Consider the following 12,920-nt stretch of genomic DNA (forward strand, 5'->3'; position numbering starts at 1 on the left):
GGCCAAACGACAAATTGTCGATCAGCCGCCGGGCACATTGTCCCGCAATTCCTTCAGCCACACATCGGCCACCGCATCGCTGGGCGCGCGCCAGTCGCCGCGCGGGCTCAGCGCGCCGCCGCTGCTGACCTTGGGGCCATTGGGCATGGCGCTGCGCTTGAACTGGCTGAAACCGAAAAACCGCTGGAGGAATTTTTCCAGCCAGAACCGGATGGTCGCCAGATCGTATTCGTTCTTTTTCATTTCCGGAAACTCCGCCGGCCACAGCCCCGCGCCCGCATCGCGCCAGGCGTGCCACGCCATGAACGCCACCTTGGAGGGTCGCTGTCCGAAGCGGATGATGTGGTGCAGGAAGAAGTCGTTGAGTTCATACGGCCCCACGGTTTCCTCGGTACTCTGCACTTTGCCCTCTGCGCCGCCGGGCACCAGTTCGGGCGAAATTTCTGTGTCGAGGATCGCCTCGAGCACCGCATCGGTGGCGGGATCGAACTGGTTGGTCCGTTCAGCCCAGCGGATCAGATACTGGATCAGCGTCTTGGGCACGCCTGAATTGACGCCGTAATGGCTCATCTGGTCGCCCACCCCATAGGTGCACCAGCCCAGCGCGAGTTCGGACAGATCGCCCGTCCCCAACACGAAGCCGCCATGCTGCCCCGCCAGCCGGAACAGATAGTCGGTGCGCAGGCCCGCCTGCACATTCTCGAAAGTGGTGTCATACACCGGGTGGCCATCGGCGAAGGCGTGGCCGATATCTTGCAGCATCCGGTTCGCGGCGGGCTTGATGTCGATTTCTTGCCCCGTGATCCCCACCGCCTCCATCAGCTTCCAGGCGTTCGACTTCGTACCCTCGCTGGTGCCGAAACCGGGCATGGTGTACCCGCGGATGAAGCTGCGCGGCAGACCCATCCGGTCGCAGGTCCTTGCCGCCACGATCAATGCGTGAGTGCTGTCGAGCCCGCCGGAAATCCCGATCACCAGCGATTTCGCATGGGTCGCCTCGATCCGGCGCATCAGCCCGTCGACCTGGATATTGAACGCCTCGTAACAATCCTCATGCAGCTTGTGCAGCCGGTTCGGCACGAAGGGGAACCGGCGCACGGGGCGGATCAACCCGATGTCGCTGCTGACCGGGCGATGCTCGAAGCTGATCGTGCGGAAGCGGTCCTCCGGCCGTCCGGCGAATTCGGCGGCGTCGTTGAAGGTCTGCATCCGCATCCGGTCACCCAGGATGCGGTCTATGTCCACGTCGGCAATGCACAATTCGGGGTTCAGGCCGAAACGTTCGCTTTCCGCCAGCAGATCGCCCAGTTCATAGGTCATGCCCTGCCCGTCCCACGCCAGATCGGTGGTGCTTTCGCCGTGACCGCTGGCTGAATAGACATAGGCCGCCGCGGCGCGGGAGGATTGCGCGCGGGCGAGCAGGTGCCGCTCGTCCGATTTGCCGATGGTGACGTTGGAGGCGGAAAGGTTGGTCAGGATCGTCGCCCCCGCCAGCGCGCCGTAAGTCGAGGGCGGAATGGGTGCCCAGAAATCCTCGCATATTTCCATGTGAAAGATGAAGCCCGTAAGGTTGCTGGCGGCAAACAGCAGATCGGTGCCGAACGGGACCTTCGCGCCGCCAATCGCAATTTCCTGCCCCTGAATCCGGCGACCGTCGGCGAACCAGCGCTTTTCGTAATATTCGCGGTAATTGGGCAGGAAGCTCTTGGGCACCGCCCCCAGAATGCGCCCGCCCGCAACCGCCAGCGCGCAATTATAGACCCTGCCGTTGCGCCGCAGCGGGGCACCAACCAGTAGCACCGGGGTGATAGCTGCCGTCGCCGCCGCAATTTCCCCCAGCGCATCCTCCACCGCGTCGAGCAGCGCGGATTGCAGATGCAGATCGTCCAGCGCGTAGGACGACACGCAAAGCTCCGGATAGACCACCAGGTCGACATGGGAATCATGCGCGGTCCGCGCCTGTTCCAGCACGGCGGCGGTGTTGAACGCGACATCGGCGGTCCGCACCCGCGGCGTGCTGGTGGCGACCCGGACGAACCCGTGGCGGTGGATCGAATGGAAGGGAAATTCGCTGGTCTTCATGCTGTGTACGTCCACCTTTGCTGGGGGTTCGTGGGTCCCGTCCTGGTCTTCCAGCCAGTCCGGCGGGTCGCAGATGCCCAGTTCCGCCAGCCGTTTCTGCACTGCGGGGCGCGGGATCTTGCCCTTGGTTTCCCAGCCATAGACCGTCCGGCTGGGCCAAGGTTCCGGCATTCCGAACCGCGCACCGAATTCCTCGGCGGACAGCGGCGGGGACTGCGCTTCGCGCCATTCGCGGATCTTTCGGCCTGCCCGGTGCATCCGCCACTAGTATCCCGAAAGGATACCGGCTGGCAAGAACGTGTTTCAAGCGCCAAACCAACGCTTCCTTTGGCTTGTAACCCGGCCATCCCACGTTACGAACACCGAACACGATTCTCGAAAGGAACGATCCTTGGCCGATACCGCCTATACTCCGCCCGCCGTATGGACATTCGACAGCGAAAGCGGGGGGCGGTTCGCGAATATCAACCGGCCCACCGCCGGCGCGCAGACGGAAAAGGACCTGCCGGTCGGCGAACATCCCTTCCAGCTCTATTCGCTGGCGACCCCGAACGGGGTCAAGGCCAACATCATCCTCGAAGAATTGCTGGAAGCGGGCCATGCCGGCGCTGAATACGACGCATGGCTGATCAACATCGGCGAAGGCGACCAGTTCACCAGCGGCTTCGTCGGCATCAACCCCAATTCGAAAATCCCCGCGCTGCTCGACCGCAGCGGACCGAAGCCCGTCCGGGTGTTCGAATCCGGCGCGATCCTGATGCATCTGGCCGAGAAATTCGGCGCGTTCCTGCCCGCCGATTCTGCGCCGCGAGCGGAAGTGCTCAGCTGGCTGTTCTGGCAGATCGGCAGCGCCCCCTTCATCGGCGGCGGCTTTGGCCATTTCTACGCCTATGCGCCGGAGAAATACGAATATCCGATCAACCGCTATGCCATGGAAACCAAGCGGTTGTTCGATGTCGCCAACAACCGGCTGAAGGAAAGCCGGTTCCTCGGCGGCGAGGATTACACCATCGCCGACATGGCCGCATACCCGTGGTTCGCGCCCTTCGTGGAAGGCATCATCTACAACGAAGCGCGCGATTTCCTGTCGATCCACGAATACGAAGCCGTCGCGCGCTGGGCGCAGGAAATCTCCGCCCGCCCCGCAGTCAAGCGCGCGCGGATGGTCAATCGCACCTGGGGCGAGGAAAACGAACAGGTCCCCGAACGCCATTCCGCCGCCGATTTCACAGGCAAGGCGCTCTAGGCCCGAAAGGGTCCAAAAAAGGCGTTCAGCCCCCTTCCCTTACGCAGCGCGGACGCTATAGAAGCGACCGCGCTGCACTGCGGCGCTGCTGGGGTGTGGCCAAGTGGTAAGGCACCGGTTTTTGGTATCGGCATTCGCAGGTTCGATCCCTGCCACCCCAGCCATCTTTGCTTCAGGAAACGTAGTTTACGGTTGTTGGCACGATTTATAATCGGGCTCGAAGAAGTGATCCGCGCTCTGTTCGCTGGTGAGGGTGAAGCTTTCGCCGGGCGGATGGCGGCGTGGCCGCCGGACATTCAGGACCATGCGCTGGCACTCTCCCAGCCCAGCCCGAGCGAGGAACGATCATGACGAGCGTGGACCAGCGTAAGCTCCTTCTTACCACTTTTATCCGGCAGATTTGGGACGATGGGGAGGCGGACGCGGCTGACGGCTACATCGCAGAAACGTACACGATCCATCACGATCCTGGTGATCCCTGGGAGGGCAGAACGCTTGATCGTTCCGGTTTCAAGGATCGGGTTCGAGAGTCGAGAGCCGCTTTTCCCGACCAACGGTTCGACATTCAAGGCTTGTTCGCTGAGGGCGACAGTGTCGTGATGACTTGGCTTTGGAACGGTACGCATCGAGGCGACTTAGCGGGTTTTCCGGCGACCGGACGATTGATCCACATGTCGGGGGCGACGGTTTACATGTTCGATAGCGAAGATCGGCTGACAGGCCATTGGCAGATCACGGATCGGCTCGGGGTGCTTCAGCAGTTACAGCGACCACTGCCCTATGTTCACCTCCGATCGCCTGGAGTGCGCGACTGATCGTGTTGGTTTTTCGGCGACCGGGCCGCGCGGCGTGATCTAGGTCACTCGCCTATCTCGCCGCAACGCTAATTGGCGAAGCGGAGGTAAAATTATGAGCTTCGAAGTTCCGATCGCGCAGGATATCTGGTCCGCGAAATACCGCTTTAGTGGCAATGAGACCAATCCTGGGGATGCGGACTTCACCGATACCGCACGCCGAGTGGCGAAGGCGGTCGCCCAAGCTGAGCCCGAGCTCGACCGTTCGGTCTGGGAAGGGCGGTTTTACGAAGCAATCGAATCTCTGCGGTTCATACCCGCAGGCCGAATACTGGCGGGCGCCGGAACCGGACGCGCGGTTACGCTTTTCAACTGCTTCGTCATGGGGACGATCCCCGACAGCCTCGAGGGGATCTTCGAACATTTAAAGCAGGCGGCGCTTACCATGCAGCAGGGTGGCGGCGTGGGAATGGATTTCTCGACCATCCGGCCGCGCGGCGCGGAGGTCAAGGGCGTCGGATCCGATGCTTCGGGACCCCTCTCCTTTATGGATTGCTGGGATGCGATGTGCAGGACGGTCCATTCGGCAGGCGCGCGCCGTGGAGCGATGATGGGCTGTTTGCGCATCGATCATCCTGAAATCGAGGACTTCATCGACGTCAAACGGCAGCCCGAGCGGATGCGAAACTTCAATCTTTCGGTGCTGGTCACCGATCCTTTCATGGATGCTCTCGAAAACGACGAGAACTGGTCGCTCGTTTTCGGCGGCAAGACATATCGCACTTTGAAGGCGCGTGACTTGTGGGAGCGGCTGATGCGCGCGACCTACGACGTCGCCGAGCCGGGCGTGATCTTCGTGGATCGGGTTAACGCGCTCAATAATCTCGCGCATTGCGAGACAATCAGCGCCTCCAATCCATGTGGGGAACAGATGCTCCCGCCCTACGGCGCGTGCCTGCTCGGTTCAATCAACCTCGCCGCGCTGGTCGAACGGCCATTCGAAGACGATGCACGGCTGGATCTTGGTGCGCTCGCCGAGCTCACCACCACGGCAATCCGCCTGCTGGACAACGTCATCGACATCAGCCGCTACCCTCTTCCCGAGCAAGAAGCCGAAGCGAAAGCCAAGCGCCGGATTGGTCTCGGAATAACGGGGCTCGCCGATGCTCTGCTCTACTGCGGCGCGGCCTACGGCTCCGACGACGCAGTGGCTTTGCTCGAGGAGTGGCTGGGAACGATCCGGACCGCCGCTTATCGCGCATCGGCGGAACTGGCACGCGAGAAAGGCGCCTTCCCGCTTTACGACCCTTCCATGCTCGAACGCCCCAATATCGAGGCACTGGAAGAGGAAACCCGGACTCTGATTTCGGAACATGGGCTGCGAAACGGTTGTCTCACATCGATCGCACCGACCGGCACTACATCGCTACTGGCAGGCAATGTTTCTTCCGGGATCGAGCCAGTCTTTGCCTACAGCTATCAACGCAGGATACTCAATCCCGACGGATCGGCCAGACATGAAGCGGTCGAAGACGATGCGCTGCGCCAATGGCGCGCCTTGCGCGGTGACGAAGAACCCCCGGCGGAACTGTTCGTCAGCGCGCAGTCGCTCTCTCCCGCGGATCACGTAGCGATGCAAGCATGCGCACAGTCATTGATCGACAGCTCGATATCGAAGACCGTCAACGTACCGGAAGATATCCCGTTCGCCGATTTCCAGGAAGTCTATCGCGACGGCTATGCTCGCGGGTGCAAGGGATTGACCACCTATCGTCCCAATGCGGTGACCGGCTCGGTGCTGACCGTCGAAGAACCAGCAGTCGGCAAAAAGAATGGCCTTGCAGACCCGATTCATTCGGAACCGCCAAAACGAGAGGAGATGCTCGATGGCACCACCTACAAGCTCAAGTGGCCGGACAGCGCACATGCCCTTTACGTGACCATCAACAACATCGACGATGGCTCTCACAAACGTCCCTTCGAGATATTCATCAATTCCAAGAACATGGACCACTATGCGTGGACGTTGGCTCTGACCCGAATGATCTCCGCCGTCTTCAGGCGCGGAGGCGATGTCTCGTTCGTCGCGGAGGAACTCAAGGCGGTGTTCGATCCTCGCGGAGGGGCATGGGTCACCGGGCGGTTCGTTCCCTCGCTCCTCGCCGCGATCGGCGAAATCATCGAGCGTCACATGGCACAATTTGCGCCGGCCCAGCTGGATCTCCCCATCGAGCCGACTTCTGAAGCTGCAACCTCCTTTACGGCAGCACCGATGGGTCCTTGCTGCCCCCAATGCGGGGTTCCCGGCATGATCAGAGAAGAAGGGTGCAACAAATGTCTTTCCTGCGGCTATTCCAAATGCGGTTGATAACCCCCTAGTCATTGTCTGATGGACGGAACGAAACGCCTGGCCCTGCGACGCGAACGTGAAGCGAAAGCACCGATCTTGCTGCAGGCCGGATTTCGGCCCTTTTTCCTAGCAAGCGCAGCGTGGTTCCCGATGGCAATGGCCCTCTGGCTGGTGATTTTGTCAGGAAGAATCGAGCTTCAATCGCATTTGGATCCCGTGACCTGGCACGGTCACGAGATGATCTTCGGCGGCGTTGGCGCGGCGATGACGGGTTATCTGCTTACGGCGACCCCAAACTGGAGCGGTCGTCTGCCGGCAATCGGCGGCCCCCTGCTTGCACTGCTGGGTTGGTGGGTCCTGGCACGAGTGATCAACGCCACCGCCGGCTGGGCTGGCCCGTGGCCTGCAGCGCTAATTGACACGGGTTACTATAACTTTCTGGCCGCCGTTATTGGCAGGGAGAGCTGGCATGGAAAAGGCCGAGGCGCCTCATTAGCAGTGCTGACAGCCGTATTCGCGATTGCGTGTGGCGCGCATCATCTTACTGCTGCAGCCGGAGGTTTGGATCAGGGCATTTCCACTCGAGCAGGCATTGCAATCCTCGTTCTTCTGATTTCGCTTGTCGGCGGAAAGCTACTTCCGTCCTTTACCCGCAATGCCCTTCCACGAGATGTTCGCACGACGGTCACTGCTCAGAAAACGCAGTTCGACGCCATGGTGAACTGGGTCACAGCTCTGGCTTCGCTGACCTGGGTCGTGGATTCGAACGGAATCGCGCGGACCATGTTGGCTCTCGCGGGCCTGTTGCACCTGGCTCGCGCGATCCGCTGGCAGCCGTGGCGCATCACACATGAGCCTTCGGTCGTCTCCCTCCATCTTGCTTATCTACTTCTCCCCCTTGGATTACTTGGCCTTTCTTGCGCCGGGGAAGGCCGTCAACCAGATATATTGCACCTGCTTACAGCGGGAGCGATCTCCAGCATGATACTGGCCGTCATGGCCCGTCTGAGCATTACCCAGACCGGTCGTTACCCGCGTTGGCGGCTGGCTCCTTTAGCGGCAGTTCTGTTCGCCTCCCTCGGTGCCATAGTCCGCGTCCTCTCCGGGACCGCTTTGATCTCCTTGCAGGAAAGATGGTTCATCGCCGGCCTGCTTTGGATGCTTGGGTTCGGCATTTTTCTTGTCTTTTTCGCGCCGATGCTTGTTCTTCCTCGGCTGCGTCAGCGATCGCGCTAGATCAATGTTCCCTCCAGGCACACAAGCGTTCTCCATGGCCTTGAAATTCCTGTGGCGCGATCGCGAGCGGAAATGATCTGCCGCAAATCGATCGGTCAGCGGACAAGCTAAGTATTCGGTTATTCCTCACTGGGACAGGTCCGATGCCACGCTTCGCCATTGCTCTTTTCGGCTGCGCCGCTCTCGCGCTCTCTCACCAGGCAGCGTTCGCGCAAGCGGCGGAAACCATTGCTGCACCCCCGGCGCCCGAAGTTCCGGACCAGGATGACAGCTGGATCGATCCGGTCGTCGATGTGCGGTATCGCTACGAGTTTGTCGATCAGGAAGATTTCGCGCTCGATGCCTACGCATCGACGTTGCGCGTGCGTCTGGGGGTGCTGGCCGAACCGGTGGAGATGTTCAGCCTATACGCGGAAGGCGAGGCCATCCTTCATGTGGGGCCGGACAAGTTCAACGACACTGCCAATGGTGTGGTTAACCGCCCCGTGGTCGGCGACCCGGAAGATATACTGCTCAACCAGATTTACGCCCGATTTCGTCCCCACCCAGGCGCGTCGATCACCGCGGGGCGTCAGACCGTCAATTACGATAATCAGCGCTGGATCGGCTCGGTCGGCTGGCGGCAAAACGACCAGACGCTCGACGCCGTGACTGCAAGTATCGAGAATATTCCCGGCACGGGAATTTTCGCCAGCTACGGCCATGCCTGGCGTGTGAACCGCGTCTTTGGACCGGACTCGCCGCAAGGTGTGTGGCGAGACAACGATATTCATCTGGTCCGGATCGGGAGCGAAGTTGGCGCGGTGGGCAGGGTCACCGCCTACGGCTACTGGCTTGATCTTCCCGCGGTGCCCGCGCTTTCGAGCCGTACGTTCGGTGTTCGGCTGGCAGGACGTCAGACGCTGGGAAGAAGTCCGGCAAGCGCGACCTATGCGCTCGAATTTGCACGGCAAACCGGCGCAGGCTTCAATCCCGGCGATGCAAGTCACTCTTATTGGCTCGTGGAATCTGGCATTGCTTTCGGTCCGGCGAATATGAAATTGGGGTATGAGCGGCTGGAGGGTGATGGCCGGACGGCGCTGCAGACCCCGCTCGCCACGCTTCATGCTTTCAACGGGTGGGCAGATAAGTTTCTCGTCACGCCCCAGGCTGGCCTGCGTGACCTCTATGTCGATGCGGGATATGCCGTGCCAGCAGACAAGGGGTTTCTATCGGGAACGGTATTCCGGTTCGTCTTCCACGATTTCCGCTCGACGGAGGGCAATATCCATTATGGCCGCGAATGGGATGCGATGCTCAGTCGCAAGCTTTACGGGCCGGTGTCGGTAACCCTTAAGCTGGCACACTATGACGCAATTGCTTTTGCTTCGAAAACGACGAAGGGCTGGATCCAGCTGGAAGCGCGGTTCTGATCCGGACGCTCGCCTTTATGCATCGTCTCCGTCGGCCAGGGCTTTGAGCGCGTGCCGATCGAGCACCTGAATGCAGGTCAATGTTTCGAGGCGCATGATCCGGCTGTTTCGCAATTGACCGAACACGCGGCTGACCGTTTCCTTGGTCAGACCAAGATAATCAGCGATATCTGCCCGGCTCATCGGCAGGATGACACGGTCCATTGGATGCCCCGTGAGCCTCTCGAACCGCGCAAGCAGATAGAGAATGAAAGATGCGACGCGCTCCATCGCCGTTTTTCGACCGAGCACGATGAATTGCAGCTGCGCCGCCGCAATCTCTTGCCGCGCTAGCACCAGCAGTGAATCTTTCAGTAATGGGTTCTCTTCAACAAAATCATCAAACCGTGAGCGAGGGAAGCTCCAGATCCGACTCGGCTCCAGCGCCTCAGCAGTCACTTCATGAGATTCGTCGATGGAAATCCCGAGAAATTCCCCCGGAAGCGCGAACCCCGTGATCTGTCTGCGACCGTCGAAGAGAATACGGTACAGCCGAAGGCTGCCAGTGGCCACCGTATAGACGTAGTTGACCTCGTCTCCCTGGTGGAACAGGGGTTCCTCAGCTTTCAGTTCGCGCACCGATCCGAACGCGCGTAACTGTGACAGATCACTGCAGCGTAACGCGTAGAACAGTGATATCCGCCGCACCTCGCAAGAATAGCAGGGGTGCTCCGGAGGCAAGACCGGCGGCGCGTGGCTGGGGTGCTGTCCGGATGAAGCCTTAAGCAATATGAACTCCAAAGTTCACCTGCTCATGGCGATTTAAACGGAGAGAGTCGAGGGCGCTGACTTATCCGAAGAGAAAAACAAGCGCGACGATAACAGATACAATAACGGTCACGAGCCATACAATCGGCCAAATTCCGAAGTCCCGGCCCTTGACCGAAATGGAAGAAAGCGGGGGCACGGGACTGCTTTGAGTGCGGGCGTCTCCGTGGGCCTGAAGCAGCCGTGGGTTGAGTGGCGCGTTGTCCGCTGCACGCGTCTGTTCCGCGGAAGTTGGGTTACGACGGGTCATTTCACGCCTCCTCGATAGTGTTTCGATGCGGATGCTTCCGCGCCGGATGCGCGCTGCAGGGCTTCTGCGAAAGACGCCAGTCGATGATGGCGCCGAGGCAGGCAAGCGCAGGGTCAGCCGCGTTACGAATATGACTTATCAGCGTTGCCCAATCTTCTTCGCTAGCGAAACGGCTGAAGTCTGCGACAGCCATGCGCGCGGCTCGAGCAGGAGAGACGTTCTCACTCGCTGCCAACTTTTCAAGTGCTCGAGCCTGAACGGGGCCTGCTCCGGCGAGCCAGCCCTGGATGTCAGCTCCGGCCTTTTTCGCGAGTGCAAGGTAGTCCCCTAGCATCATGCGGCGAGCGTCCCTCGGCGCTGGTCTTCTTCGACCGGTGGGGCATCGAGAACCACGCCCTCGATCTCGGCTTTTTCGGCGAGCGATTGCACCATTTGCATGGCGGATACGGTCCAGGAGCGCGCCTCGAGAAGGTCAGCGATTTTGTCCTTCGCGACTTCGAACGGCAATTCTTGCCCTTTGATGATTCGATCCAGGCGAATGGCGTGCCAGCCGTGCTTGGACCGCACCGGTTCGGAATTGACCGTGCCGGGCTTAGTGGCTTCGATGTGCGCCTGAACCTGTTGCACCAGTTCGCCGCGGCGGATCTGACCGAGCGAGCCGTTTTGCTGGCGCGAAGGGCAGCCAGAAAACTCGCGCGCCGCCTCGGCGAACGCTTTCTCATCATTCCCAATCGCAGTGATAATTGTGCGAGCTTGCGCTTCGGCAGCTTTCCAACCGTCGTCGCCCGCTCCCTCTTCGGGCTCGATAAGAATATGCGAGGCTTCGTAAAGTGATGGTGTGCGGAAGCGATGTCGGTTCGCGCGGTAATAACGCTCACACTCTTCTTCCGTCGGCACCGCATTGCTCACGACCTCGTCAAGTAATGCTTTTACCAGACCTTCATGCTTGGTAGCGCGCCTCCCTCCTTCCGTTTCCTCCCTCGAGGACAGTCCTCTGCGTATTGCTTCGCGCACCAACAGATGCCTAACGACCAGAGCCTGTGCCGCAGCGCGCCATGCCTCTTCGCCCGAAGGAGCCGGATGATGCGGCATTTCCTCGGCGATCTGCTCTTCGGTTATCTCGTGTCCATCGACCGTGACGATTCCAAAAGCGGGCAGCGGCTGTAGTTGCTCATCCGCCCCGCCGCACCCATGTGTTTCGCACGCCGACGGCATGGCCGGGTCCTCTCGCGCATCGGGTGCGCCGATATTTATGACATCAAGCTTGCGCTCCATCACTGCACCTCTTCGGTGAATGCACGGCCGGTTGCGGGATCGGGCGAATAGGCGGGCGCTCCCCCAAACGGCTGGGGTGCCCGAGCCGGCGCACCCTTGCGCCGCCGGGTCCGCACGATCTGATAGCCGGGCCGGAGGAGATACCATATCGGGACGCTGAACACGTGCACCAGCCGTGTAAACGGCGTCAGCAGGAACAGGGTCAGGCCTAGAACGATGTGTAGCTTGTAGACGATGTGTGTCTGAACAATGTAGTCGGAAGAACCAGGCTGGAGAGTCAGGAGACCGTTGGCCCATGCCATGAAATTGACCATCTCGCGTCCCTCGATATGCTGCAGGGTCCAGTAGGTCGTTGACAGCCCCAGCAGGATCTGGAGCCAGATCAGGGCCAATACGACGATGTCGAGCGTCGCCGAGCTGCGCCTGATCCGTGGATCGAACAATCTCCGGTGCAGCAGCAAGGTGCAGCCGATGAAGGCCGCGACACCTGCGATGCCGCCCGCCACAAGCGCGAGAACCTGCTTCCACTGGTGCTGCACTCCGAAATAGTCGAACAGCTCGATTGGGGTCAGCAAGCCGACCAGATGTCCGCCCAACAGCACGAGAATGCCGAGGTGAAACATATTTGAACCGAGCATCATCTGCTTGCGCCGAAGGAACTGGCTCGATTGAGAGCGCCAGCTATATTGGTTCGTGTCGAAGCGCAGGATGCTGCCGATGACCATCACAGTCACGGCGAGATACGGATACCAGCCGAACAGCAGGTAATGGATGAACTCATTCATGCCGCGCTCCTTCCTTTGCTTTCTGCGCCCGATTGGATGCGCGGATACGGGCGATGACACCGGTTGGGCCGCCATTGTCGAAAGCTGCGGTGCCGAAACTGACCGGGGCTTCCTCCCATAGTTCGTCGACGCTCTTGGTTTCATCCTCGGCGAATGCCTTGCCGATTTCCTCCACCCGCTCGGCATCCGGCCGAGCGTCCGCTAGTTCGATCGCGGCACTCAACACCGCTGCCCAGGGCGCTTCGCGCTCGGTCAGACGTTCGGCCAGGACAGTGAAGACCTCGATTGGCTGGCGCAGCCAGTCACGCGCTTCCTGGGGCGGGATCTCCGCAGTGAACTCCAGGAACAAGGGGATGTAGTCGGGCAGTTCGTTGCTGGTCATTTCCAGACCATGCCGAATATATTCAAGGCCAAGATCGCTCATCGCCTGGCCTCGATCCTTGCCGTCTCCATGCACGTGTTCGAACAAGTGCAGCGAGAGCCGGCGTGTGCTATCGAACAGCTCGCTGTAAGCAGCCTGAAGATCGAACAATTCTCGTGTTGAAAGATCATCCATCAGCGGTTCAAGCGCAGCGATGGCTTGAGTGGACAAGGCTGCTTCACTGACAAGCGCCGAGCGCAGTTCGGGAACTGCTTCCCGGAGCTCCGTGCTAGGATACCCGAGCAGCGCTGCAAGGGTGCGC

The 12,920-nt window shown here is 60.4% G+C and carries 12 protein-coding genes and 1 tRNA gene; 7 read left to right on the plus strand and 6 right to left on the minus strand.

The annotated features are described in order from the left end of the window. Positions 1–21: 21 nt before the first annotated feature. A complete protein-coding gene (locus U0988_RS13080; protein ID WP_416172398.1) occupies positions 22–2,340 on the minus strand; it encodes an NAD(+) synthase in 2,319 nt (772 codons plus the stop codon). 133 nt (positions 2,341–2,473) lie between these two features. Between U0988_RS13080 and yghU the strand changes: the two genes are divergently transcribed. From yghU to U0988_RS13115, 7 genes are all read left to right on the plus strand, one after another. Continuing rightward, complete coding sequence (yghU, locus tag U0988_RS13085) at positions 2,474–3,328, plus strand: glutathione-dependent disulfide-bond oxidoreductase (RefSeq protein WP_322293065.1); 855 nt, start codon at positions 2,474–2,476, stop codon at positions 3,326–3,328. Positions 3,329–3,417: 89 nt separating this feature from the next. Beyond that, positions 3,418–3,492, plus strand: a tRNA-Gln gene (locus tag U0988_RS13090). Between the two features lie 31 nt (positions 3,493–3,523). Beyond that, complete coding sequence (locus U0988_RS13095) at positions 3,524–3,679, plus strand: DUF2239 family protein (protein ID WP_322293066.1); 156 nt, start codon at positions 3,524–3,526, stop codon at positions 3,677–3,679. After that, positions 3,676–4,143, plus strand: a complete 468-nt coding sequence (locus U0988_RS13100) for an ester cyclase (protein WP_322293067.1) — start codon at positions 3,676–3,678, stop codon at positions 4,141–4,143. Before U0988_RS13095 ends, U0988_RS13100 begins: the two co-directional genes overlap by 4 nt. A 94-nt stretch (positions 4,144–4,237) precedes the next feature. Beyond that, positions 4,238–6,490: an adenosylcobalamin-dependent ribonucleoside-diphosphate reductase gene (locus U0988_RS13105; RefSeq protein ID WP_322293068.1), complete on the plus strand. Its 2,253-nt coding sequence runs from the start codon at positions 4,238–4,240 to the stop codon at positions 6,488–6,490. A gap of 21 nt (positions 6,491–6,511) precedes the next feature. Next, positions 6,512–7,708, plus strand: a complete 1,197-nt coding sequence (locus U0988_RS13110; RefSeq protein WP_322293069.1) for an NnrS family protein — start codon at positions 6,512–6,514, stop codon at positions 7,706–7,708. 143 nt (positions 7,709–7,851) lie between these two features. Next, positions 7,852–9,120, plus strand: a complete 1,269-nt coding sequence (locus U0988_RS13115; protein ID WP_322293070.1) for an alginate export family protein — start codon at positions 7,852–7,854, stop codon at positions 9,118–9,120. A gap of 15 nt (positions 9,121–9,135) precedes the next feature. On the opposite strand, the gene U0988_RS13120 is transcribed toward U0988_RS13115, so the two are convergent. The 5 genes from U0988_RS13120 to narJ all read right to left on the minus strand — a co-directional run. Next, on the minus strand, positions 9,136–9,738 hold the full coding sequence (locus tag U0988_RS13120; RefSeq protein ID WP_322293071.1) for a cyclic nucleotide-binding domain-containing protein: 603 nt from the start codon (positions 9,736–9,738) through the stop codon (positions 9,136–9,138). A 440-nt stretch (positions 9,739–10,178) separates the two neighbouring features. Then, a complete protein-coding gene (locus U0988_RS13125) occupies positions 10,179–10,514 on the minus strand; it encodes a hypothetical protein (protein WP_322293072.1) in 336 nt (111 codons plus the stop codon). Further along, entirely contained in the window at positions 10,511–11,452 is a 942-nt protein-coding gene (locus tag U0988_RS13130) for a peptidylprolyl isomerase (protein ID WP_322293073.1), read from the minus strand. The genes U0988_RS13125 and U0988_RS13130 overlap by 4 nt, the downstream gene beginning before the upstream one ends. After that, a complete protein-coding gene (gene narI, locus U0988_RS13135; protein WP_322293074.1) occupies positions 11,452–12,237 on the minus strand; it encodes a respiratory nitrate reductase subunit gamma in 786 nt (261 codons plus the stop codon). The genes U0988_RS13130 and narI overlap by 1 nt, the downstream gene beginning before the upstream one ends. Beyond that, a partial coding sequence (gene narJ, locus U0988_RS13140; protein WP_322293075.1) for a nitrate reductase molybdenum cofactor assembly chaperone occupies positions 12,230–12,920 on the minus strand: 691 nt, incomplete at its 5' end. The genes narJ and narI, both read right to left, overlap by 8 nt.

Source organism: Allopontixanthobacter sp., assembly GCF_034376665.1.
In the GTDB taxonomy this organism is placed as follows: Bacteria; Pseudomonadota; Alphaproteobacteria; order Sphingomonadales; family Sphingomonadaceae; genus Allopontixanthobacter.